This window comes from Sporosarcina koreensis (genome assembly GCF_000826145.2).
GTDB lineage: Bacteria > Bacillota > Bacilli > Bacillales_A > Planococcaceae > Sporosarcina > Sporosarcina trichiuri.
The window spans coordinates 181,934-203,970 of record NZ_LN651336.1 but is presented as its reverse complement, the minus strand read 5'-3'; the positions used below and the strand labels follow the sequence as shown (position 1 = coordinate 203,970).

Genomic DNA, 22,037 nt, shown 5'->3' with positions numbered 1-22,037 from the left:
GGAAGGAAGAGAGTGAAAGAGGGGATGGCTATGTCCTTTTTAGAAGGATTTGAACGTACGGTTCAGGAAAAATGGAAATTCGAGAACGCAATGCCCATCCAGGAACAGATGATTCCGGAGATGCTGGCCGGACGTGATGTTGTCGCAGAATCACCGACAGGGTCGGGAAAGACGCTTGCGTACGTACTGCCGCTGCTGAATTTGACAGACGGCAGCAGAAAGCAGACGCAGGCACTGATCATCGCGCCTTCACAGGAATTATCGATGCAGATCGTCAATGTTATCCGTGAATGGGTGGCAGGTACACAGGTAACGGTCACCCAGCTGATCGGCGGCGCCAACATGCAGCGTCAGATCGAGAAGCTGAAGAAGAAACCGACCATCGTTGTCGGGACCCCAGGCCGGCTGGCGGAACTCATCAAGAACAAAAAGCTCAAGATGACGGAAGTCCGCCATATCATATTGGATGAGGGCGACCAGCTGCTGTCACGCGAAAACCGGGTCATGGTAAAAGGGATCATCGAGGCGTCACATGAAGGACGGCAGGTCGCTGTCGTCTCCGCGACAATCACGGAAGAGATTGAGGACGTGGCGTCACGTTTCATGAAAGACCCGATCCGGCTGAAAGTGACGGCCGAAGAGATGCCTGCCTCCGGGGAAGTCATCCATTCGTATGTGAAGACGGATGTAAGGAACAAAACGGATCTCCTGCGGGGATTGTCACACGTGGAAGGCATGCGGGGACTCGCATTCCTGAATAATGTCGACCAGCTGCGCATGAAAGAGATGAAACTCCAATACGAGGGCGCTCCCGTCGGCGTGCTCTATTCGGATATGACGAAGTTCGAGCGGCAGGAGACGCTCGATAAGTTCCGGAAGGGGGAGATCCGTATCCTCATCGCCACCGACCTCGCGGCACGCGGACTCGATATCGAAGGATTGACGCATGTCATCCATGTCAACGTCCCGCACACGATCGAGCAGTATGTCCATCGTTCCGGACGGACTGGCAGGGCGGGAGCGGACGGAGAAGTACTGACGCTGCTGTCCTATGCGGAGGAACGGGATTACCGGAAACTTTCAAAAGGCTACAAGCCCGTGCAGAAAGTGTGGCACGGCGGAAAACTGATCGAGGGCAATTCCAAGACGGTCGGCACTTCAGCCCGCACGATGCCGAAAAAGAAAAACTAACAAAAAAGGTCCTGCCCGGAGTGTTCCGGGCAGGACCTTTTTTCAGATTTCCGTCAGGATGATCGGCTTGTCTTTCGTGACGATGATCGTATGCTCGATCTGCGCGACAAGGGACTTATCAGGAGTGATGAACGTCCAGCCGTCGCCTTCTTCGATAATATGCTCAGCTTTCTGGGAGATGAATGGCTCCACGGCCAGAACCATGCCTTCTTTCATGATCGTCGGCTCCCATGGATCAAAATAATTGAGCACATGCTGCGGCTCTTCGTGAAGTGACGTGCCGATCCCATGGCCGGTGAGGTTCTTGATGACTTTCAGACCGTTGTCCTTCGCTTCCCGTTCCACCGCTTTTCCGATCTGATTCAGGCGGGATCCCGCTTTCACTTTTGTCATCGCACGGTCGAATGCGCGTTTTGCTGTATCGCAAAGCCGCTGTTTCGCGTCATCGGCAGTCCCGATGACAAATGAAATTCCAGTATCCGCAAAATATCCGCCATAAGAACCGGAGACATCGATGTTGACGAGATCCCCATCCTTCAGTACACGTTTCCCCGGGATACCATGCGCCACTTCGTGATTGACACTGAGGCACGTATAGCCAGGGAAGTCATATTGGTCGATAGGGGCGGACACAGCTCCTTTTTCTGCGAACAGCCTGCCGCCGAGCTCATCCAGCTCCTTCGTTGTCATGCCGGGCTTGGTGGCGGCTTTCATCTCTTCGCGGATTTCCGCTACGATCCGTCCGATTGTACGCAGACCTGCAATTTCCTCTTCTGTCTTTGCAATCATGTTAAATCCTTCTTTCTGTACGTCGGTTGTCTTCCTTACTATACCACAAGTTTCTGCCGCACTTCGAACAGGCTGTTTCTTCTACAGTTTGAACACTTTAATGCCCTGGACGATGTTCCAGATCAGGACGATCAGGAACAGGAAGCCGTAAGCGAGCATGATGAGCAGCGGGGCGGCGCCCATGTAACTGTAGGATTCCAGCATCCCGGCTGCACCCGGATCGGTCAGTAGCTGTTCAGTACGGGTCTTCATCGTAAGCAGGCGGAAAAACGAAAATACGGAAGCGGCAGCGATCAGAAATGCGGGAATCAGATGGGAAATGAAGGCCCGTTTGGAATGGTGCTTGACGTCCCGGTCCTCCACAGCAAACCAGACGATGAGCGGAACGAGAAGGGGGGCGAAAAAGATGCTGAAGTAGCTGAGAGACGAAAGCGCTTTAGCGGATGTCATGGCAGGAGGCTCCTTTCAGAGAAACGGTTTGTTCATCAGTATAGCCATTCCTCCCGCAAAACCTACATGGAATTCAGCGGGTACGGGAAAACCCTGTCCCGGCATATGCTAGAACAGGGTTTCCTCAGATTTCGATTGCACGGTTGAAGGCGAAAGAATCCAATACCCGAAGACCATGAGCGCCATCAGGAATAATGCAGAAAGAGTGATGAAAAGCTCATCCATCCAGACATTCACGATAATGCCGAGGAAAACCCAGAGAATGACGGCTGTAATCGCTCCATCCCTGTGGTGAAAGCTGAAATGCAGCGCCACCGCTGCCAGTATCGATAAATTGAGGATTGTCCATAATACAATACTGAGACCGAGCCTGCTCCATTCATCGAAGACAAGAAGATAGTTGGCATTCAAGACAAGGTCCACGATTGTCCATGCGAGAAACAAGGAAATCGGCACACGGCCGGCGAGATCATTACGCTTCTTCGGATACGTCCGGTAAAGCAGATACAATGTGATAAGAAGTACGATGGTAACAGTAAATGCCCATGCATAGTGACTGTAATGCCAAAGAGGGAACCAGACTGCATTCAGCAGGCAGGCAATTGAAAAAAGGACAATCCGTAATGGTGCGGAGAAATCCGAAGATCGCATCTTTATGATCCAATAGGCGAGAATCACGAGCAGCAGCGGACGGATCAGGAGTGCATAGTCAGCAGGCAGCAGCAGGACTGGAAGTTTATGGGCGATTTCAATTGTTGTCTGGCCATTGACCGGAATCGTGTTCGAAAGAAGAACCGATCCGGTGAGCAAAAGAAAAGCGAAAGAACAAATCATTTTTTTCATGTACTATCCTCCTGACTTTAGTATACTAGGAAGCAGCAGGCAGTAAGGATGCATTTATGAAGTTTTCATAACAATTCACTTGAAATGTACACATATGAGGAAAAGCTGTCAATTTGAATAACATGGTATAATCATCAGGACCGCAGGCATTTTTGTAATTGTTCAGCGGCTATTGCATACTGCCGCTGTGAGGAGTGAATCGGATTGTGATCATACTTGAAGGGAATCGATGTTATCTCCGTATATTGACGGAAGAAGATGCTGTTGTCTTCACCGAGCTGGTATCCCGTAACAGGGAGTATTGGACGGTTTTTGAACCGCGTCACGATGCGAGCTATTACACTGTCGGCATGCAGCGTGAAAAAATCCGTGAATCCCTGTATCAGATGCGTGACCGGCGAGAATACAACTTCGGTATCTTCGACAGTGAAACGAGCCGGATCGTCGGGCAGATATCACTGTACAGCATCAAACGGCTGCCGTTCTCCAGCGGCTTTGTCGGCTATTCCATCGATCATGCAGCTGCAGGGCAGGGAATCGGCTCCGAAGCACTGCATCTCATTACCGAATTTGCATTTGAAACAGCAGGACTCCATCGTGTGGAAGCCTACGTTTCACCTCGCAATATCGCATCGATCCGTGTGCTGGAGAAAGCCGGCTACAGCCAAGAAGGGCTTCATCGGAAACTGCTCTACATCAATGGGGTCTGGGAGGATCATTACATGTATGCCCGGCTTGAAGACGATTTTTGAAAGGGTAAGGCCGCGTGGCGGTATTTGAAAAGCCGTCTCCGGATTCTGTTTCACCATTGAAAAACGCATTTCGCAGACCATTCCAGTCTGCAAAATGCGTTTTTTGTCTATTTCCCGGGAAATAAGGCGGATTTCAGTTTCCCGATCCGGACACTTTCTCATAGCCGTCTTCTATGACATCGAGACGTCCTGTCTCGGGGTCGATGACGAGCCCGTGCACAGGGACAGTCTTGTCCATAAGTGGGTGGTTGCGTACAGCGTCAGCGCTCTGCTTCACACTCTCTTTGACGTCTTTGAAACCGTGCAGCCAGCCTTCCAGGTCGACACCGGCATGAGTCAGCGTACTGAACAAATCCCTGTCGATTCCCCGGTCCACCATTTTGTCGATAATTGCATCCGTATTGATGGAACTCATACCGCAATCGTAATGTCCGACTATGTAGACTTCGTCGGCCTGCAGTTCATAGACGGCAATCAGCAGGCTCCGCATGATACTGCCGAACGGGTGTGCAACAAGGGCGCCCGCACTCTTGACAATTTTGGCATCTCCATTCTTGAGGTTCATCGCTTTCGGCAGGAGTTCGATCAGCCGTGTATCCATACAAGTCAGGATGACGATCCGTTTGTTCGGGAACTTGGTTGTTACATACTTCTCATATTCGTGTTCATCCACAAATTTCGCATTATGGTCCAGGATGGCTGAAAGGTTTGTCATGGTCAGTACCTCCGTAATTAGGATATCAGAAACAAAAAGGGCGCCAAGCGGCCGCCCTTTTTTTCTGTATGTGTTCGATGACAAGAGGATAGTGCGTTAATAACGGACATCCGGTTTAGGATCGATTGTTTCCGAATCGTGCGAAACCAGAGAATCGTTCATATAATGGATAATGAACATCGCAGCAATGCTGAAGACAACCATGAACCCAAGAACTGTAACGATAAGCAAGGCCATAATAAGTCTCCTCTCTTTTAATAATCAGTATCTCTTACCAGTATACCTTATTTCGAGAAGGATTTTAAGCGAATTTGGCCAGTTGGTGTGAAATCTTGTTTAAAAAGCCCAAGTTCCGCTGCGGAAGACCGGTTCGGTTGTGCCGTCTTCCAAGATGCCGTCGATGTCCATATCACCGGAACCGACCATGAAGTCGACGTGCGTGATGCTCTGATTCAGCCCATTCTCCTCTAGCTGTTTGCGGTCCATCTCTTTGCCGCCGACAAGGTTGAATGCATAAGCACTGCCGATCGCCAAGTGGTTGGATGCGTTCTCATCGAACAGCGTATTGTAAAATAACAGGCCGGATGCGGAAATCGGTGATTCGTGGGGAACGAGCGCAACCTCACCCAAATACTTTGCGCCTTCATCCGCCTCAATCAGGTTCTCCAGGACATCCTGCCCTTTGCCGGCTGTCACGCCAACGATTTTACCGTCTTTGAATGTGATTTTGAAATCATCGATGATCGTTCCGCCGTAGCTGAGCGGTTTTGTACTGGATACATATCCATTGACACCCGTTTTCAGAGGGGCTGTGAACACTTCCTCTGTCGGCATGTTAGCCATGAATTCCGTTTTGTCGGCATTCACACTGCCGGCACCGCACCATGTGTGCTTCTCGGGAAGCTCAATGGTCAGGTCGGTCCCCGGGGCGGTGTAATGCAGTTTCTTATAATGTTTCCCGTTCAGATAATCGACTTTTTCATGCAGCGTGCTGTCGTGCTGCTTCCATTCTTCAACCGGGTTCTCTTTGTCCGCCCGGACGGCTTTAAAGATCGCTTCCCACAATGCGGGGACCTGCTCGGCTTCCGGAAGGTCGGGGAAGACGAGGGCTGCCCAGTCCCTCGAAGGTGCTGCGACGACAGTCCAGCTCACTTTGTCTGCCTGCATCATCTGGCGGAACTCATCGAGCGCCTGCCCGCTTGCCTTCTGAGCGTCACGGATACGGGAAGGATCTACGTTTTTGAAGAGATCCGGGCTTTGCGAGACGATGCTCATGAATGCGGCACCCTGTTTCGCGAGCTCAACTCGCTCGTCCGCTTTCCAAGAAGGGAATTCGGCGAACGAATCGGCTGGTGCCTGCTCGTAGCGGATTCGTGATACGACATCATCGCTCCAGTCCACGAATACTTGCCGGGCACCTGCTGCATAAGCTTTTTCGACAATGATACGGACGAATTCCACCGTATCGATCGACGCACTGATGAATAATTTCTGATCCGGCTGGATATTGACACCGACCTTCACGGCCAGTTCTGCGTAATTCTGCAATTGCTGTTCAAATGTTTTCAAACTTGTCTAACCCCTTTCCCTGTCTGTCCTTATAGTACCAAGAAGGATTCGAAAAGTGCAAAAAGAAAGTATTGGCAGCGCTTTCAGCAGACACAGGGCAAACTTGTCGAGATTTCTCTGCGGATCCTCTAAAGAACTAGCAGATTTTGACGAAATAATAAGCAGAATGAAAGACATGGAGGTCTTTGCATGGATTTATCAACAGTATTTGGTCTGATCATCGGGGTCGTGGCACTTGGAGTCGGGATGTTCCTCAAAGGTGCTGCCCTGTCCAGTCTGATCAACCCTGCAGCTATCCTGATCATCATCTTCGGAACGATCGCTTCTGTCGTGATTGCGTTCCCTATGAATGAAATCAAACGGGTGCCGAAATTATTCGGTATACTTTTCAAGGAACAGAAACTGTCGTCCGACGCGGATATCATAAGGATGTTCTCTTCCTGGGCTGATGTGGCAAGACGGGAAGGACTGCTGTCCCTGGAAGCGCAGACCGATTCCATAGAGGACCCATTCCTGAAAAACGGACTGGGGCTTGCCATCGACGGTCAGAATGCGGATTATATACGGGACGTGCTCAGCGAAGAGGTCGATGCCATGGCCGAACGCCACTCAGCCGGTTCACAGATTTTTTCCCAGGCGGGCACCTATGCGCCCACACTCGGAGTACTCGGGGCGGTCATCGGCCTGATTGCCGCTCTTGGTGATATGAATGATATCGAGAAGCTCGGACATGCAATTTCCGCAGCATTCATTGCGACACTTCTCGGGATTTTTACAGGGTATGTGCTGTGGCATCCATTTGCAAATAAGCTGAAAAGGAAGTCAGCTGAAGAAGTCCGGCAGAAGAACATGATGATCGAGGGGATCCTGTCCGTCCTGGAAGGAGAAGCGCCCCGGGTGATCGAACAGAAATTGTCTTCATATCTGTCTATGGAGGAACGCCGCAAATTAGCCAATGCAGATCCGAAAGGCAAGGAGGCGGGGGAAGTTGCCGAAGAAGCGTAAACGTAAAAAAGAAGAGCACCACGTGGATGAGTCCTGGCTCCTCCCGTACTCTGATTTGCTGACGCTGCTGTTGGCGCTGTTCATCGTTCTCTTTGCATCGAGTTCCATTGATGAAGCGAAACTGAGCCAGCTGTCTTCCGTGTTCAGTGAAATCTTCGATGGCGGCAACGGTGTAATGGAAAGTTCCGCCCCTACGACCATGCCAGTGCCGCAAAATGGTGAAGACACCGAAAACGAAAACTCTTCTTATTTGGAAGACCAGCGCTCGCTCGGTGAAATACAGGAGAACCTGGAAGACTATATCGCGGATAATGAGCTGGAAGGCCAGTTCGATACGAAACTGACGGAAGAAGGTCTGCTCGTAACAATCCGGGACAGTGTACTGTTCGGACCGGGACGGGCGGAGATCGACAGCCAGTATAAGTCGATTGCGACCGATATCGCCAAGCTGCTTGTATTTGAAAAACCGAGACAGATCGTCATCACCGGACATACGGACAATGTGCCGATGCTGAGCGGAGCTTACAAATCGAACTGGGAGCTGAGCGTCATGCGCGCCGTCAACTTCCTGTCCATCATCGCTGAGAATGACAAGATCGACCCGATGGTGTTCAGTGCGAAAGGGTACGGGGAATTCCGCCCGATTGCAACCAATGACACAGAAGCCGGGCGGGCGAAGAACCGGCGTGTGGAAGTGCTGATCCAGCCGCTTGTCCTGAAAGACGGATCAGCTTATGAAGCCCCGTCCGAATAACACAAACAGAAAAGGACTGGCCCGGTAAACGGGACAGTCCTTTTAACGTGCATCCAGTGCCCATCAAATAGAAAAGGGATGGATCACCAATCGGGACCCATCCCTTATTTCATCAGATCGTGTCAGCTGCGGAGCGAGCCGAGTTCCGACACGATCGCCTGCATTTCATTCGGCGTGATGTTGTCACGCTTCATGACCATTTCATAGATATAGTGCAAGTCTTCGTATTGGGATGTGCTGAAGTTCTCAGCTTTCATGGCATCGACATTCACCATCCGCAGCTTTTCTTTAATCTGATCGATCATATACGAGACATTTTCAGGAGTGGGCTGTGTAAGATCCATAGAGTTTCCGCCTTTCGGTTTCTATGGAACCCATCATTCCATTATTTCGCTTTGGTGTCAACCGGAACACCGGATTCCAATTGCTTTTCCTCTTTGATCTTTGCCTGGAATCGTTTCGTCTCATAGACGATCACTCCCGACAGACCAAGAAGTCCGATGAGGTTCGGAATCGCCATCAGGCCGTTCAGCACGTCAGCCAGAGACCAGACGACATCAAGCGTTGCGACAGCTCCGACGAAGATGAAAAGGACGAAGATAATGCGGTAGGCGAAGACCGCCTTCGGATTCGGGAACAAGTACTGGAAACATTTCTCTCCATAATAGCTCCATCCGAGAATGGTGGAAGTTGCAAAGAAAATAAGCCCGATCGTAACGATCATTGGTCCGGCGCTGCCGAGGAATGTGCCGAATGCTTCCCCTGTTAGTGCACCTTTGTCGATTCCTTTGTCCCACTGGCCGGACATGACGATTGTAACTCCAGTGATAGAACAGATGATGAGTGTGTCGAACAGCACTTGCGTCATGGAAATGAGTGCCTGGCGACCCGGCATATCCGTACGCGCTGCCGCGGCAGCGATCGGTGCGGAACCGAGGCCGGCTTCGTTCGAGAAGAGACCGCGTGCAACGCCAAAACGGATGACCGTACCGATTGCACCTCCGGCAAGCGCCTGCCCGGAAAACGCGTCACTGAAAATCAGACCGAATGCAGCCGGAACCAGATTGAAGTTGGTAATAAGGATGATTGCACCTGCAATGAAATAGAACAATGCCATGATTGGTACGAAGAAAGCGGTTACGCGCCCGATAGACTTGATGCCGCCCAGGATGACCAAGGCGCCGAAGATGACAAGCGCGATGCCTGTAATCCAGAACGGGACATTGAATGCGTTGTTCATGGCGTCAGCAACAGCTTTTGACTGTGTCCCGTTACCGATGCCGAACGCAGCAAACGCGCCGAACACTGCAAATAGGACGCCGAGCCATTTCTGTTTCAGGCCGTGTTCCAAATAGTACATCGGCCCGCCGGCCATCTGCCCGTTCGCATCCTTGACACGGTACTTGACGGCCAGGATTGCTTCACCGTATTTGGTCGCCATCCCGAATAACCCGGCCACCCACATCCAGAAGATCGCTCCCGGACCTCCGGTTGCCACGGCACTGGCGACACCGACGATGTTGCCGACCCCGACGGTCGCCGCCATGGCGGTCATGAGAGCCTGGAATTGACTGATATCGCCATCCGCTTTTTTGTCATGCTTTCTTGAAAACACCTGCTTCAGTGAATACGGCAGCATCCTGAACTGGATGAAGGTCAGCCGGAATGTAAGAAAAATACCGGTTCCCACAAGCAATACGAGCAGAGGCGGCCCCCAAACGATATCACTCATCTTCCCTAAAAAATTCTGTACCTGTTCCATCCCCGATCCCCCCTAATGTGTGGTCGTGTCCTGATCATGTTTTGAAAGAATTGAAGTGGATCCCCTCCCTAAAAATCATATACTTGATTATTATTAATATTGCGAAACTTATAGTCCTGCGTCAAGTACTTTTTTTCTTATGCGTATGTGTTTGTTTGTTTCTTACTGACCCGGGTATAATACGGTAAGAAATTCAATACACATTTTGGAGGTCGTTGAAATGGGAAACAGTAAACTCGGAAGATTTGTCCTGATTGGTGCATTACTCGGTGTAGCGGCTGCGATGATCGACCGCTCGACCCGTACAACTGTTGTATCGACATCGAAAAAGACTGCAAATGAGCTCTCCTACTACGCAAAGAACCCGGATACGCTGAAACAGAAACTGATGGAGCAGAAAGACAAGTTCCAGGCGGCATACGATCAGCTCTCAGGAGACGTTTCCTACATCAAGGAACAAGTGGAAGAGCTCAAGTCCCTGACTCCGCAAGTGAAAGAACTTGTGACGGATACGAAAGAGACATTCACCGGTTCGAAGGAAGAATACGAAGAGATTCTGAAAGACCCTTCGAAATCCGCAGCAAAAGCGACTACCTGACGAAGCAGCACCCGAAGGAGTGAAGCGCATTGAATAAACAAGACGAAAAGAATAAGTCCGATGGGTCGCCTTCTCTCGAGAAGGCCCATCAGGACAAGCAGTACATAAACCAAGTATCCCATCGGTCCAATAATCAGTCGAGTGGCTTTTCAGATACAAAAGTCGGAGGATTCGTGGCTGATGTGAAGGAAGGGGATATCCATTCATTCGACGTAACAACGAAAGACGGATTCATGAAAGAGCTTATTCTGCGGGTAAAAACGGTGGACGTATCGGGACTCGGTGCTGAACTCTCGTATTTCTTCCTGCTTTCCATGTTCCCTCTGCTGATCTTCATGTTCACCCTGCTGCCGTATCTGAACCTGGATCAGGCGGAGATCATGATGTTCATCCGTGATTATGCGCCTGCCGAAGTTGCGAAACTGATCGATGACAACTTGTCGCAAGTGTTGTCGAACCGCCACGGCGGTCTGCTCTCGGTCGGGATCCTGGCGACGATCTGGTCAGCCTCCAAAGGGATGAATGCCGTTACGAAAGCGCTGAACCGCTCGTTCTTCAAGGAAGACTCACGCTCCTTCATCATTCAGCGGGGGATGTCCATTGTATTCACGCTCATGCTCGTCCTTGTTGTCGTAGTGGCACTGGTTCTGCCGGTGTTCGGGCAGCAGATCGGGTCGGTCATCTTCTCGTATTTCGGCTTGGAAGAAGGGTTCGCGACCATCTGGAACTCGCTGCGGTTCATACTGCCGCCTGTGCTGATCGCCGTCGTGTTCACACTCATCTATTGGCTCGTGCCGGACGTCAAGATACCGTTCAAGGCTGCTCTGCCGGGAGCGCTGTTTGCGACGATCGGCTGGATCATCACAACACTTGCATTTTCGTTCTATGTTTCGAATTTCGGAAGTTATGCCAACACGTACGGAAGTATCGGAACGATCATCATCCTGATGCTGTGGCTCTATTTCTCTTCGATCATCCTGATGATCGGCGGGCAGATCAATGCCGTTGCCAAAGAGCGCGTGGAAAAAATCAGACAGCAAAAAAACAATGCTCCGGCCTAAGCGGCTGGAGCATTGTTTTTTAGTCTGTTGAGTTCAGCATACGCAGGCCATTCAGGATAACGAGGATCGTACTGCCTTCGTGGCCGATGACACCGAGGGGCAGATCGACCGCCTGCATGAAGTTCGAAACGATCAATACCGCGATGACGAAAATCGAGAAGAACACATTTTGCTTGACAATCCGCTGCATTTTGCGGGACAGCTTGATTGTATAGGGGAGCTTCGTCAAGTCGTTCTTCATGAGGACGACATCCGCTGTCTCCAGCGCGACGTCAGTCCCTTCACCCATCGAGATGCCGCTCGTCGCTGTGGCGAGCGCTGGCGCATCATTGATACCATCACCGACCATCCCTGCCGTTCCGTACTGCTGCATCAGCTCCTTCACTTTCTCGACCTTCATATCAGGCAGACAGTCTGCAGCATAGGAATCGACGCCAGCCTGTGCCGCAACGGCCCGGGCTGTCTTTTCGTTGTCACCTGTCACCATGATCGTCTTCAGGCCGGCCTGTTTCAATTCCTGGATGGCCCGCACAGCCTCAGGGCGGATGACATCCTGCAGCGCGGCCGCTGCCAGGATCCCTTCCTGGTCTCTGATGAAGACAAGCGTTTTGCCATCTTCCGTCAGATTGAAGGCACTGCCGTCTCGGAATGCACGTGCTTCCGATTCACCGACGAATCGCGGACTTCCCACGATCACTTCACCCTCCGGCGGATATGCACGGAGCCCATTGCCTGGGACCTCCTCGATCTGGAAGTCGCGTCTCAGCGACACGGCGCGTTCTGCTGCATAGGCCGTCACCGCAGATGCGAGCGGGTGGTTGGAGCGGGATTCGATGCCGGCAAGAAGAGAAAGGGTCTCCTCTTCTGACGCACCATCCCGCACGATGAAGTCGGTCACGACCGGCCGTCCTGTTGTCAATGTTCCGGTTTTGTCGAAGACGATCGCTTTCAGTGAACTCAAGTGCTCCAGATGGACGCCGCCTTTGAAGAGAACTCCCCGTTTTGCTCCATTGGAGACTGCTGCAAGGGTTGCAGGCATGATCGAAGCGACCAATGCGCAAGGTGAAGCGACCACCAGGAGGACGATCGCCCGGTAGAACGTTGTCGTCCAGTCCCATCCGACAAGGTAGTGGGGGAGGAACAGCATGATTGCGACAGCGACGAGCACCACCTTCACATAGCTTCCTTCAAACCGCTCGATGAACTGCTGAGATGGTGATTTTTCACTTTGCGCGTTCTGAACCATTGCGATGATCTTCTGAAACAGAGACTCACTGCTCGGTTTCGTCATTTCCATTTCAATGACGCCGCTGATGTTGACAGTCCCTGCGAATAACTCATCACCTGCTGCCTTATCGGCAGGTACGGATTCGCCATTGATGGCTGACATATCGACAGACGTAGTTCCTTTCAAAATCGAACCGTCCACAGGTATCCGCTCACCAGGTTTCACCAGAAGCCTTGCACCGACCTGCAGGGATGCGGTCGGCACGCTTTCCTCCGATCCGTCTTCCTGGATCAGCCGGGCCTCTTCAGGCTGGAGTTCCATGAGTGAAGAGATTTCCTTATGGCTTTTGTTCATCGTGTACGTTTCCAGCGCACCGCTCAGCGCGAAGATGAAGATCAGGATGGCGCCTTCCGCCCAATATCCGATCATGGCGGATCCGACAGCAGCAAACACCATCAGCATCTCGACGTTCAATTCCTTGTTCGCAATCGTCTCTTCGATACCTTCCTTCGCTTTCGCATACCCGCCGATCAGAAAAGCGATGACATACAAAACGATTGAAGACATCTCAGCACCATTTTTGCCGCTCAGCCAGGCGGCGATGATCAGTACCCCTGAAATGATTGCCATTGCCAGCTCGAGGTGCTCTTTCCAGTCAAATGATCTCGTTTCCTCTGCTGCTGTGTGAATGACCATAGTATCCCTCCTAATTGAGAATGAGTTTCACTTTCATTCTTCTAATAATGATTTGAAATTCAGCATTTCCAACTTGAATACACATGTAATGATACATATTACTTATTTATAATTATTATCATCTATACTATACTATACCACAACAAGTCGGAAAGTGAACAATTAAGAATGGGGATTTTTATATTCAGAGCAGAAGGGGGAGCAATGCGGCCATACCGGGCCAGACGGAAGGCCGCAAAAAAAGCCGAACAGCTCCTTTGCAGGAGTGTCCGGCTATTCGCGGTTCCAGGATTTCATTTCAACTTACCCATTTGGATTTCAAGATCGTCGACGAGACGGATCAAATGGTCGATCTCATCCAAGTCAGTTGTCTCCGGCTCGATGGAGTCCAGGGTTTCAAGGAATTGACTGAGCCGTTCCTTGAGTTCTTCCACTTGTGAAGGTTGTGAGCTTTGCAAAACAGACACCTCTTTCTGTTCATCAGTCTACAGGAGATACATAGGAGAATCAATAAACTGAAAATATGATACATTTAGACTATTTGAATAAAAATTCAGCCATGTTAGGATGAGGATAACCAAAACAGGAAGGAGGCGTACAAGGATCCTTACCAAAGAAGGAGGCGATTCGAAGACGTCTGGAAGTGGAAAATCTGCTGGCGAATTCGTGATATGACCATGGATACTTATTTACCAACATGAAACCCGGCGCTCGTCCTCTAGCGGAAGAGACCGGGTTTTCATGTGTCTTCAGATAAGTTCCACAGTCTTCACTACGTCAATACAGCCCGCGACGGATTGGTACATGGAACAGTTCTTGTCTGTCAGTTCCATGATTTTCGGAATCTTTTCCTCCGTCAGGCCTTCTGCACGCACTGTGATGTGGAGGTGGATCTTTTCAAGGCGGCTGGCGTCATCCTGCGAACGCTGCACGTCTTTCACTTCAATTGACAGCGACTCGGCAGGAGTCCGTTTCTTATCGAGGATCTTCCTCATGACGCCGCCTGTACATGCGGCGATGGAAGACACCATCAGCTGATACGGACGGAATCCTTTTTCCTCATTTGACGAAATCGTTAATGTCCCAAATTCCGTTTCGGTTTCAAATCCATGTTCTGTCATTTCAAGTTTCATGAATAATCCCTCCTCGTTATGCTATCATTATAGAGGTTTTTGTTTCAAAAGGGGTGTGGAATGCATGGAAGCTGCAGAACAGAAGATGCGGCACCGGTTCTGGGTGCTCGTCATCATCGTATCTATTTCAGGATTTTCCCAAGGGATGCTGCTGCCGCTTATTTCGTCTATTTTCGAACGGGACGGTATCTCAAGCACCCTGAACGGTTTGAATGCTACAGGTCTATACATAGGAACTCTTCTCGTCTCGCCATTCATGGAGGCACCGCTCCGCAAATTTGGATACAAACCGGTCATCATTGCAGGGGGACTCGTCGTCCTGGTCTCGCTGCTGTCATTTCCTGTGTGGAAAAGCGTTGTGTTCTGGTTTGTGCTGCGCCTGCTGATCGGCATCGGGGATCATGCGCTACATTTTGCTACTCAGACATGGGTGACGAGCAGTGTGCCGCCTGAGCGTCTCGGACGGAGCATTTCCATCTACGGTCTGTCCGTCGGTGCCGGCTTCGCAGTCGGACCGATGTTCGTGCCGCTTGTCTCAGTCTTCGAGGGATTGCCATTCATCGTCTCCGCCGGGCTCACACTCATGGCATGGGCATTGGTGTTCACGCTGCGGAATGATTTCCCGGAAACGGCAGTGGGGGCCGTCTCGGAAGGCCGCTTCTTCAAGCGGGCGAAGACGACGGTGGCTGCTGCCTGGGTCGCATTACTCGGCCCGCTCGCATACGGCTTCCTGGAATCCTCCCTCAATGCGATGTTTCCGGTGTTCGCTCTCCGGAATGGGATTCCGCTGACGATGGTCTCTCTTATCATCCCTTCCTTCGCGATCGGGGGCATCTTATCCCAAGTTCCGCTCGGCATTCTGTCTGACCGCATCGGGCGGCGGCCTGTGCTGCTGATTGCGCTCGGAGGGGGAGTAGGTGCCTTTACAACAGCCGCTGTCTTCAACACGGCTGCGCTTGTCATCATGGCTGCATTTTTCGTCGGCGGCATCTTCTGCGGCTCGCTGTTTTCACTCGGCGTGGCGTATATGTCCGATCTGACACCGAAGACGCTGCTTGCGACAGGCAATTTGCTGTGCGGAATATTTTTCAGTTTTGGCAGCCTGGCCGGGCCGATCCTCGGCGGCTGGGTTCTTGAAACGATGCAGGGCAGCTACCTGTATTTGTTCAGCGCGATTCTCGGCACACTGTTTTTGCTGACATTGAGAGGGAAGAAACAGACAGCTTCGTAACAATGAATAATTATATGTTAAACAGGCTGTTCCGCGTATGTCAGCACGAAGCGGAACAGCCTGTCAGTATGCAGTCGGTCAATTCGCGAGACCGAGCTGGATATCTTCGTACTCCATGACTAGTTCATCGAGCGATCCGAATGTGTAGCCCTGTTTCTTCGCATCGCGGATGAAATCGGGAAGGGCTTCAGCATTATCGGTCGAGACGGTATGCATCAGGATGACTGCACCCGGGTGCAGCTGGTTCATGAGCTCGTTGTATGCGTATGCTTTGCCTTTCGGCTTATCCGCATACCAGTCGATGAACGCGACTGACCAAAAAATATGCCGGTATCCAAGCGCGTTGCCGACAGACAGAACCTCTTCATTGAAAATCCCTTCCGGCGGTCTCGCATAGACCGTCCGCTCCACGCCTGCCGTCTTTTTGAGCAGTGCATCGAACTTTTTCCATTCCTCTTCCATACCAGCGGGTGACAATTTCGCCATGTTCGGATGATCGAACGAGTGGTTGCCGATGCCGTGCCCTTCTTTCACCATACGTTTGACGACCGGGGCTGCACTTTTCAAATAATGACCGGTGAGAAAGAACGTTGCCGGCGCTTCCTCTTTTTTCAGCGTATCCAGAATACTTTCGGTCAGACCGTTCTCGTAGCCGTTGTCGAATGTCAGATAGGCGATTTTCTTATCGGGTTTCCCTTTGTAGATCGCCCCGTGGTCGTCGAGAAGCCCTTCCAGCGCACCGCCCGCATTCGGAGGCTCCCCGTTCTGCGACTTTTTGAAGCCCCAGTGGAATTCATCCGCATGTGCGGCAAACGGGTTGAACGAAAGACCGATAACAATAACGAAAGCGGCCATTAAAATACCGGGTCCATGCTGTTCCATCATGAGCGAACACACTCCTTTTCTTCTAAGGTGTGCGCAACCGGGTATTCTATACGTCCGCCGTTTCAATCGATCAGTATGTTTTCCAGTGCCGGCCGGATTGCGGGATACGCATATTCAAAATCGCTGTCGATTAATTTCTCCGGAAGGACATGCTGGCCTTCGAGGACGAGTTTGCTTTTATTGCCGAGCAGCGCCTTCATGGCGAACGCCGGCACAGGGAGCCAGTGCGGCCGGCGCAGCAACGAACCGATCGTCCGGCCAAGCTCTGACATCCGCACAGGCGCCGGAGCTGTGACGTTGACAGGACCGTGCATCGACGGCGTGTCGATGACAAACCGGATGGCCCTTGCGACGTCCTCCACGTGGACCCACGATATCCATTGCTGTCCGGAACCGATCGGACCTCCGGCGAACAGTTTATATGGGAGTGCCATTACCGGCAATGCACCGCCGTCTTCACCGAGTACTGTTCCGAAGCGTGTGAAAACGACACGGGTGCCGTACTGTTCCATGGCCGCCGCCTTCTTTTCCCAGTCATGCACCGTCCTGCCGAGGAAGTCAGGAGCGATTTCCTCCGACTGTTCCGTGTAGACATTCGTTTCGGATGTCGGATAGATACCGACAGCACTTGCGTTGACAAAGACTGCCGGCTTCTTGCTGAACGTACTGAGGATCCGCAGCAGTTCATCCGTCGCCTCCATCCGGCTCTCATAGATTTTTTTCTGGTGTTCTTCCGACCAGTTGCCGTCATTGATGGAGATGCCGGCCAGGTTAACGACAGCATCCGGGGGCGTCACAAGTTCTTCAGGTCTGGCATCGGGTTTGAGCCACTGTACATAATGGATCCCATCTTTTTCCCGTGAGCCGCTTCTGGTCAGGATGGTCAGTGAATGCTGTTCGCCCTGCAGCGCGCGGACCAGCCGGGAACCGACGAACCCGGTGCCTCCGGTTATCAGAATTTCCATTGTATCCACTCCTTTCGATTGGATGATACGGTTCAGCTGACGTGCTGCCTGCGAACGTCTATACTTGAAGTAAATGGGGGTGTCAGCATGCCGGTCATTACTAAAATCACACAGCAGAAAAAAGACAAGGAACGCTTCAATATATTCTTGGATGATGTCTATTCGTTCAGTGTCCATGAAACGAATCTCATTAAATTCGGCCTGACGAAAGGGATGCCGCTGGATGAATGGGTCAAGGAAGACTTGGTGTATGAAGAAGAGATCCAGCGTGCCTTCAATCGGGCGCTCCACTATCTCGGCCGCCGTATGAGAAGTGAACAGGAAGTCAGACAGAAGCTTCTCGAGGCGGAGTTCAGTGAGGCGGTCACCCGGGAAGCCCTGCTCAAGTTGAAAAAACTCGGTTTCCTGGATGATCAGGCATATTCCGAAGCATTGCTGCAAAATCAGAAAACCGCATCCGGAAAGGGGCCGAACGCCATTAAAGCGGAAATGAAGAAAAAAGGGATCGACCCGGAAGTCCAGGAAGCGGTGCTGGAAGAGTATGACCCGGCGGAACAGCTTGCCACTGCAAAACGCCTCGCCGACAAAGCGGCCAGAAAACATTCCGCAGTTGCACCGGCTCAGCTGAAGCAGCGGATCCAGAATGCGCTCCAGCGGAAAGGATTCTCCTTCGATATCATCAAGGAAGCAGTCGGATCGATCGAATTCGAACCGGATGAGGATGAATGGACATCCATCACCGAGACGGCGGGTGAAAAAGCGTGGCGCCGCATCAACGCAAAATATAAGGGCTACGAACGCAAACAGCGGGTCAAGCAGGCGATGTACCAGAAAGGCATCCCATTTGACCGCATCGATGCATTCATTGAGAAAAAGGAGCTTGAAGAAGATGGAGAATGAAAAATCATACAGCCAGATGACAGAGCATGAGCTGCGTGCAGAAATCGCCCGTCTCATGGAAAAAGCGAGGAAGGCGGAGCAGCTCGGGATTCTGAACGAATTCGCCGTTTACCAGCGGAAAGCACTAATGGCGCAATCCTTCCTGATCGATCCTGCCAGTATAATCCCCGGAGAAATCTACAAAATCCAAGGGGATGAAGGGAACTTCTTCAAAGTGGACTATCTGAAAGGCCGCTTTGCGTGGGGATACCGGCTCGGCAGCGAGCTGGCAGAAGAGGCTCTGCCGCTTGCAATGCTCAAGTCGGTGAAATCCGGCAAGTGATGCCCCGTCTGTCAGGAATCCTGCTGGATGAAGTTCAGCTTCTTCCGTAATTTATCTTCGGAGAAGATCCATCCGGTATAACTGTTGACGACATTCATGTCCTCATCCACATGGGCGACTGCGACAAACGGATAGAAGGTCTTGCTCCGGTATCTCAAATCGATCAGGCGGACTTCCGTCAGCATATCGACCTGGGTGATTTCCCAGCGGTAGATCGGAGAGAATGACATGAACGCCTCAATATTCTTGTCGGTCATCGCTGCGTCCACATATAAGGAGTCGGGAAGCGGTTTCCGGTCGAACCGGTCATATATGCTGATCGACCGGCCGTATGCCCTGCCGACGTAGTGATCCTTTTTCGTGGATGCGGCGATCCGCCACTGGAAGAAGCGCATCGTCGGTGCGACGTACACATCGACAGCGTCGGGAATCGTATTGCAGACAGCCCGTTTGACTGCGGCCTGCACTGCGAACCGCAGAAGATAATACAGGAAGATCAGGATATACAGGACAATCATCGTCCGGACGGGCGGTGCGCCGAGCAGCCAAGCAAGTATGGCAGCCGCATGCAGACCGAAATAAATCGGGTCAAACGTATTGATGACGCTGAGGGCGACCCACTTCTGGGAAAACGGCCGGAGCGCCTGTGTTCCGTATGAATTGAAGATGTCCACGAAGACATGAATGAAGACAGCAAGGAACGTCCATGACCACAGATGAAGATAATTCGCTTCCGGTACGAATAAGTACAGCATGGCCGAAATCAGCACAGGCCACAGCAGCACTGCAGGTATGGAGTGTGTGATTCCGCGGTGATTCCTTATATAAACAGCGTTATTCCGTAATTTCAGTATGGTATCGATGTCAGGTGCCAGGGACCCGAGCATGATGCCGGCAAATACCGGCCCCATGGTAGCTGAATGCGAGGCGACAACCGGATCTGCCATTGCCAGACCGCTGATCGCTATCCCCATGGCTATGTGCGTACCTGTGTCCAAAACATCACCCCTTTACATGGAACGATCTGCACGTATGAACGGTGCAGTTCCTGAGTTCCTGTTCAGTATATACCCATTTCAGGACAACCTAAAAGCAATAACAACACAATGAGGAGCAAGTCCATGAATATCGATCAGAAAGAAGAATTCAATAAACGGCTGCTGGCATGGTATGCGCATGAAAAGCGCGATCTGCCATGGCGGCGGACATCCGATCCCTATAAGATCTGGGTTTCGGAAGTGATGCTCCAGCAGACGCGTGTGGAAACCGTCATCCCGTTCTATAATCGGTTCCTCGAATCATTCCCTTCAATGGAGGCCCTGGCGTACGCAGATGAAGAGAACGTACTGAAACACTGGGAAGGCCTTGGTTATTACTCCCGGGTCCGCAACTTACAGGCAGGTGTCCGGGAAGTCGTGGAACAGTACGGCGGGGAGATCCCACGGAGCCGTAAAGACATATTGAAACTGAAAGGGATCGGCCCCTATACGGCGGGGTCGGTCCTCAGTATAGCATTCGGAATACCTGAACATGCCGTAGATGGCAATGTCATGCGGGTGTTTTCCCGCCTGTTCCTCATACGGGAAGATATCGCCATTCCGAAAACGAAAAAAGTGTTCGAAGAAAAGGTGATGCAGATCATCGATGAGACCGATCCATCCTCCTTCAATCAGGCGGTGATGGAACTGGGGGCGACAATCTGCACACCGAGGCCGCGCTGCCTTCTCTGCCCGGTCAGGGAATTCTGCGATGCATTTGAAGAAGGCATTCAGGAGGAACTTCCCGTCAAAACGAAAAAGACGAAGAACCGATCTGTGGATGTACGTTCCTTTGGAATCCGGGATCTGAAGGGCAGATGGCTGCTGAGGAAGCGGCCATCCGGCGGCCTTCTCGGTGACTTCTATGAATTTCCGCAAATCGAAGACGGCAATGGTGCAGCGCTATCGGCTTCGCTTGCGGACGGAAGCGGACTGCTGGCGGTGGTGGACGAAACGCCGTTCACCGAATTTAAACACGCCTTTTCGCATGTCACTTGGCAGGTAAGCGGTCATTTCGCTGAACTGCTGGACGAATCGCCGCTGCCTAAAGGATATTGTTTTTTCACTGAAGACGACCTGGAAAGCCTGCCGAAGTCGAAGCCGATGAACATATTATGGGCAGCCATCAAAAATTGATGGACGCCGGATAATTTTCCGTGCACTGGTTATGCTAGTTGTTACGGAGGTGAAAAATCCATGACAACCAACAACCAGCGGAACCAGAAAAACAAGCAGCAGAACACACCGCAAATGAATGAAGAGTTTGGAGCTGAAACCGATGTACAACATGTAAAGGCACAGAACAACCCGTATTCAAACGAGGAGTTCGGAGCTGAAACAGATGTACAGCACGTAAAAGAGCAGAACCGGAAAGCTGAAGCGAACAAACGCCAAGCTTCCGGCCAGCGTGCAAATCGTTACGGAGACCAGACAAAATAATGGATTGACACCACCGGCCGGCAGGGGATTGGACTCCTGCCGGTTTTTTCTTGTCCAGGCACTAACGTTTTCTATTTTCAGGAACGGTTGGTATAATGGTCTGATAATAATGGACGAACAATTACCCGGCTGAAAAAGGTGGTTTTTACGATGGACATTCCAAAAGAAGGAGAAGTTGTACAAGTACATAGCTATAAGCATGATGGCCATATCCACAGAGTATGGCAGGAGACGATGGTCCTGAAAGGCACGCGCAATATTATTATCGGTGCGAACGACCGCACGCTTGTCACGGAATCGGACGGCCGTACGTGGATCACACGCGAGCCGTCCATCTGTTATTTCCACGCAGAGCGCTGGTTCAATATTATCTGCATGCTCCGCGAAGACGGAGTGTACTACTACGTCAATATCAGCTCGCCGTTCGTATTCGATAACAATTCGATCAAATACATCGACTATGATCTGGACGTGAAAGTATTCCCGGACATGAGCTACCTGATCCTCGATGAGGACGAATACGCAGACCATAAGAAGCAGATGGGCTACCCGGAAGTGATCGACAAGATCCTGCGGCGCAACCTGGAAATGCTCCTGAGCTGGATCAAGCAGAGAAAAGGACCGTTCGCTCCCGATTTCATCGACGTCTGGACATCACGCTATGAGTTTTATAAGAACCTGAAGAAGGAACACTAGGGAAACCGGCTGCTT

26 protein-coding genes are annotated in these 22,037 nt (G+C 51.4%); 12 read left to right on the top strand and 14 right to left on the bottom strand.

Translation table 11 applies throughout. The features are described from left to right. Positions 1-30 precede the first annotated feature (30 nt). Entirely contained in the window at positions 31-1,191 is a 1,161-nt protein-coding gene (locus BN1190_RS04735) for a DEAD/DEAH box helicase (RefSeq protein WP_040285851.1), read from the top strand. A gap of 42 nt (positions 1,192-1,233) precedes the next feature. Here the strand turns inward: BN1190_RS04735 and map are convergent, their stop codons facing one another. The 3 genes from map to BN1190_RS04720 form a co-directional block, all read right to left on the bottom strand. Then, complete coding sequence (gene map / locus BN1190_RS04730; RefSeq protein ID WP_040285850.1) at positions 1,234-1,980, bottom strand: type I methionyl aminopeptidase; 747 nt, start codon at positions 1,978-1,980, stop codon at positions 1,234-1,236. An 81-nt stretch (positions 1,981-2,061) separates the two neighbouring features. Continuing rightward, positions 2,062-2,430: a DUF4870 domain-containing protein gene (locus tag BN1190_RS04725; protein ID WP_040285849.1), complete on the bottom strand. Its 369-nt coding sequence runs from the start codon at positions 2,428-2,430 to the stop codon at positions 2,062-2,064. A gap of 108 nt (positions 2,431-2,538) precedes the next feature. Next, entirely contained in the window at positions 2,539-3,273 is a 735-nt protein-coding gene (locus tag BN1190_RS04720) for a tryptophan-rich sensory protein (protein WP_052461686.1), read from the bottom strand. Between the two features lie 206 nt (positions 3,274-3,479). On the opposite strand from BN1190_RS04720, the gene BN1190_RS04715 reads away from it, so the two are divergent. Further along, a complete protein-coding gene (locus BN1190_RS04715; protein WP_179860750.1) occupies positions 3,480-4,025 on the top strand; it encodes a GNAT family N-acetyltransferase in 546 nt (181 codons plus the stop codon). A 133-nt stretch (positions 4,026-4,158) separates the two neighbouring features. Here the strand turns inward: BN1190_RS04715 and BN1190_RS04710 are convergent, their stop codons facing one another. The 3 genes from BN1190_RS04710 to BN1190_RS04705 all read right to left on the bottom strand — a co-directional run bounded on the left by BN1190_RS04710 (position 4,159) and on the right by BN1190_RS04705 (position 6,309). Then, entirely contained in the window at positions 4,159-4,740 is a 582-nt protein-coding gene (locus BN1190_RS04710) for a beta-class carbonic anhydrase (protein ID WP_040285848.1), read from the bottom strand. A 96-nt stretch (positions 4,741-4,836) separates the two neighbouring features. Then, positions 4,837-4,977 (bottom strand): hypothetical protein, encoded by a 141-nt coding sequence (locus BN1190_RS14995; RefSeq protein WP_179860749.1) that lies wholly within the window; start codon positions 4,975-4,977, stop codon positions 4,837-4,839. A 99-nt stretch (positions 4,978-5,076) separates the two neighbouring features. Further along, a complete protein-coding gene (locus BN1190_RS04705; protein ID WP_040285847.1) occupies positions 5,077-6,309 on the bottom strand; it encodes an aminopeptidase in 1,233 nt (410 codons plus the stop codon). Positions 6,310-6,498: 189 nt separating this feature from the next. On the opposite strand from BN1190_RS04705, the gene motA reads away from it, so the two are divergent. Both motA and motB read left to right on the top strand, forming a co-directional pair. Further along, a complete protein-coding gene (gene motA, locus BN1190_RS04700; protein WP_040285846.1) occupies positions 6,499-7,314 on the top strand; it encodes a flagellar motor stator protein MotA in 816 nt (271 codons plus the stop codon). Beyond that, positions 7,298-8,068: a flagellar motor protein MotB gene (motB, locus tag BN1190_RS04695; RefSeq protein ID WP_040285845.1), complete on the top strand. Its 771-nt coding sequence runs from the start codon at positions 7,298-7,300 to the stop codon at positions 8,066-8,068. Before motA ends, motB begins: the two co-directional genes overlap by 17 nt. A 122-nt stretch (positions 8,069-8,190) precedes the next feature. Here the strand turns inward: motB and BN1190_RS04690 are convergent, their stop codons facing one another. Further along, a complete protein-coding gene (locus tag BN1190_RS04690) occupies positions 8,191-8,412 on the bottom strand; it encodes a DUF1128 domain-containing protein (RefSeq protein WP_040285844.1) in 222 nt (73 codons plus the stop codon). A gap of 41 nt (positions 8,413-8,453) precedes the next feature. Next, entirely contained in the window at positions 8,454-9,830 is a 1,377-nt protein-coding gene (locus BN1190_RS04685) for an alanine/glycine:cation symporter family protein (protein WP_040285843.1), read from the bottom strand. Positions 9,831-10,050: 220 nt separating this feature from the next. Between BN1190_RS04685 and BN1190_RS04680 the strand changes: the two genes are divergently transcribed. Continuing rightward, positions 10,051-10,428 (top strand): hypothetical protein, encoded by a 378-nt coding sequence (locus tag BN1190_RS04680; RefSeq protein ID WP_040285842.1) that lies wholly within the window; start codon positions 10,051-10,053, stop codon positions 10,426-10,428. 29 nt (positions 10,429-10,457) lie between these two features. Next, positions 10,458-11,489 carry a YihY/virulence factor BrkB family protein gene (locus BN1190_RS04675; protein WP_082023265.1) on the top strand — a complete coding sequence of 344 codons (1,032 nt, stop codon included), beginning with the start codon at positions 10,458-10,460 and terminating at the stop codon, positions 11,487-11,489. 19 nt (positions 11,490-11,508) lie between these two features. Here BN1190_RS04675 and BN1190_RS04670 read toward each other — a convergent pair whose 3' ends face one another. The 3 genes from BN1190_RS04670 to BN1190_RS04660 form a co-directional block, all read right to left on the bottom strand. Beyond that, complete coding sequence (locus tag BN1190_RS04670; RefSeq protein WP_040285841.1) at positions 11,509-13,413, bottom strand: heavy metal translocating P-type ATPase; 1,905 nt, start codon at positions 13,411-13,413, stop codon at positions 11,509-11,511. 293 nt (positions 13,414-13,706) lie between these two features. After that, the gene (locus BN1190_RS14990; protein ID WP_098060113.1) at positions 13,707-13,871 is read right to left on the bottom strand and encodes an SE1561 family protein; all 165 of its coding nucleotides are present in this window, start codon (positions 13,869-13,871) and stop codon (positions 13,707-13,709) included. Positions 13,872-14,162: 291 nt separating this feature from the next. After that, the gene (locus BN1190_RS04660) at positions 14,163-14,546 is read right to left on the bottom strand and encodes an OsmC family protein (RefSeq protein ID WP_040285840.1); all 384 of its coding nucleotides are present in this window, start codon (positions 14,544-14,546) and stop codon (positions 14,163-14,165) included. 64 nt (positions 14,547-14,610) lie between these two features. Between BN1190_RS04660 and BN1190_RS04655 the strand changes: the two genes are divergently transcribed. Further along, the gene (locus BN1190_RS04655) at positions 14,611-15,777 is read left to right on the top strand and encodes an MFS transporter (protein WP_040285839.1); all 1,167 of its coding nucleotides are present in this window, start codon (positions 14,611-14,613) and stop codon (positions 15,775-15,777) included. A 78-nt stretch (positions 15,778-15,855) separates the two neighbouring features. Here the strand turns inward: BN1190_RS04655 and BN1190_RS04650 are convergent, their stop codons facing one another. Together BN1190_RS04650 and BN1190_RS04645 are read right to left on the bottom strand one after the other, a co-directional pair. After that, entirely contained in the window at positions 15,856-16,662 is an 807-nt protein-coding gene (locus BN1190_RS04650; protein ID WP_082023264.1) for a polysaccharide deacetylase family protein, read from the bottom strand. Positions 16,663-16,724: 62 nt separating this feature from the next. After that, positions 16,725-17,627 (bottom strand): TIGR01777 family oxidoreductase, encoded by a 903-nt coding sequence (locus BN1190_RS04645; protein WP_040285838.1) that lies wholly within the window; start codon positions 17,625-17,627, stop codon positions 16,725-16,727. An 87-nt stretch (positions 17,628-17,714) separates the two neighbouring features. Between BN1190_RS04645 and recX the strand changes: the two genes are divergently transcribed. Further along, entirely contained in the window at positions 17,715-18,527 is an 813-nt protein-coding gene (gene recX, locus BN1190_RS04640; RefSeq protein WP_040285837.1) for a recombination regulator RecX, read from the top strand. Continuing rightward, the gene (locus tag BN1190_RS04635) at positions 18,517-18,849 is read left to right on the top strand and encodes a YfhH family protein (RefSeq protein WP_040285836.1); all 333 of its coding nucleotides are present in this window, start codon (positions 18,517-18,519) and stop codon (positions 18,847-18,849) included. The genes recX and BN1190_RS04635 overlap by 11 nt, the downstream gene beginning before the upstream one ends. An 11-nt stretch (positions 18,850-18,860) precedes the next feature. Here the strand turns inward: BN1190_RS04635 and BN1190_RS04630 are convergent, their stop codons facing one another. Next, positions 18,861-19,847 carry a metal-dependent hydrolase gene (locus BN1190_RS04630; RefSeq protein ID WP_040285835.1) on the bottom strand — a complete coding sequence of 329 codons (987 nt, stop codon included), beginning with the start codon at positions 19,845-19,847 and terminating at the stop codon, positions 18,861-18,863. A 123-nt stretch (positions 19,848-19,970) separates the two neighbouring features. Between BN1190_RS04630 and mutY the strand changes: the two genes are divergently transcribed. The 3 genes from mutY (at position 19,971) to ntdP (ending at position 22,022) form a co-directional block, all read left to right on the top strand. Then, positions 19,971-21,023 (top strand): A/G-specific adenine glycosylase, encoded by a 1,053-nt coding sequence (mutY, locus tag BN1190_RS04625; RefSeq protein WP_040285834.1) that lies wholly within the window; start codon positions 19,971-19,973, stop codon positions 21,021-21,023. A gap of 60 nt (positions 21,024-21,083) precedes the next feature. Further along, positions 21,084-21,326, top strand: a complete 243-nt coding sequence (locus tag BN1190_RS04620) for a gamma-type small acid-soluble spore protein (protein ID WP_244898671.1) — start codon at positions 21,084-21,086, stop codon at positions 21,324-21,326. Between the two features lie 150 nt (positions 21,327-21,476). Further along, the gene (ntdP, locus tag BN1190_RS04615) at positions 21,477-22,022 is read left to right on the top strand and encodes a nucleoside tri-diphosphate phosphatase (protein WP_040285833.1); all 546 of its coding nucleotides are present in this window, start codon (positions 21,477-21,479) and stop codon (positions 22,020-22,022) included. The last annotated feature ends 15 nt before the right edge of the window (positions 22,023-22,037 follow it).

Excerpts from the sequence above, each read along its gene's own strand:
- BN1190_RS04735 (WP_040285851.1), top strand. The coding sequence starts at position 31 with ATGTCCTTTTTAGAAGGATTTGAACGTACGGTTCAGGAAAAATGGAAA.
- map (WP_040285850.1), bottom strand. The coding sequence starts at position 1,980 with ATGATTGCAAAGACAGAAGAGGAAATTGCAGGTCTGCGTACAATCGGA.
- BN1190_RS04725 (WP_040285849.1), bottom strand. The coding sequence starts at position 2,430 with ATGACATCCGCTAAAGCGCTTTCGTCTCTCAGCTACTTCAGCATCTTT.
- BN1190_RS04720 (WP_052461686.1), bottom strand. The coding sequence starts at position 3,273 with ATGAAAAAAATGATTTGTTCTTTCGCTTTTCTTTTGCTCACCGGATCG.
- BN1190_RS04710 (WP_040285848.1), bottom strand. The coding sequence starts at position 4,740 with ATGACAAACCTTTCAGCCATCCTGGACCATAATGCGAAATTTGTGGAT.
- BN1190_RS14995 (WP_179860749.1), bottom strand. The coding sequence starts at position 4,977 with ATGGCCTTGCTTATCGTTACAGTTCTTGGGTTCATGGTTGTCTTCAGC.
- motA (WP_040285846.1), top strand. The coding sequence starts at position 6,499 with ATGGATTTATCAACAGTATTTGGTCTGATCATCGGGGTCGTGGCACTT.
- BN1190_RS04690 (WP_040285844.1), bottom strand. The coding sequence starts at position 8,412 with ATGGATCTTACACAGCCCACTCCTGAAAATGTCTCGTATATGATCGAT.
- BN1190_RS04685 (WP_040285843.1), bottom strand. The coding sequence starts at position 9,830 with ATGGAACAGGTACAGAATTTTTTAGGGAAGATGAGTGATATCGTTTGG.
- BN1190_RS04680 (WP_040285842.1), top strand. The coding sequence starts at position 10,051 with ATGGGAAACAGTAAACTCGGAAGATTTGTCCTGATTGGTGCATTACTC.
- BN1190_RS04670 (WP_040285841.1), bottom strand. The coding sequence starts at position 13,413 with ATGGTCATTCACACAGCAGCAGAGGAAACGAGATCATTTGACTGGAAA.
- BN1190_RS04660 (WP_040285840.1), bottom strand. The coding sequence starts at position 14,546 with ATGAAACTTGAAATGACAGAACATGGATTTGAAACCGAAACGGAATTT.
- BN1190_RS04655 (WP_040285839.1), top strand. The coding sequence starts at position 14,611 with ATGGAAGCTGCAGAACAGAAGATGCGGCACCGGTTCTGGGTGCTCGTC.
- BN1190_RS04650 (WP_082023264.1), bottom strand. The coding sequence starts at position 16,662 with ATGATGGAACAGCATGGACCCGGTATTTTAATGGCCGCTTTCGTTATT.
- BN1190_RS04645 (WP_040285838.1), bottom strand. The coding sequence starts at position 17,627 with ATGGAAATTCTGATAACCGGAGGCACCGGGTTCGTCGGTTCCCGGCTG.
- recX (WP_040285837.1), top strand. The coding sequence starts at position 17,715 with ATGCCGGTCATTACTAAAATCACACAGCAGAAAAAAGACAAGGAACGC.
- BN1190_RS04635 (WP_040285836.1), top strand. The coding sequence starts at position 18,517 with ATGGAGAATGAAAAATCATACAGCCAGATGACAGAGCATGAGCTGCGT.
- mutY (WP_040285834.1), top strand. The coding sequence starts at position 19,971 with ATGAATATCGATCAGAAAGAAGAATTCAATAAACGGCTGCTGGCATGG.
- BN1190_RS04620 (WP_244898671.1), top strand. The coding sequence starts at position 21,084 with ATGACAACCAACAACCAGCGGAACCAGAAAAACAAGCAGCAGAACACA.
- ntdP (WP_040285833.1), top strand. The coding sequence starts at position 21,477 with ATGGACATTCCAAAAGAAGGAGAAGTTGTACAAGTACATAGCTATAAG.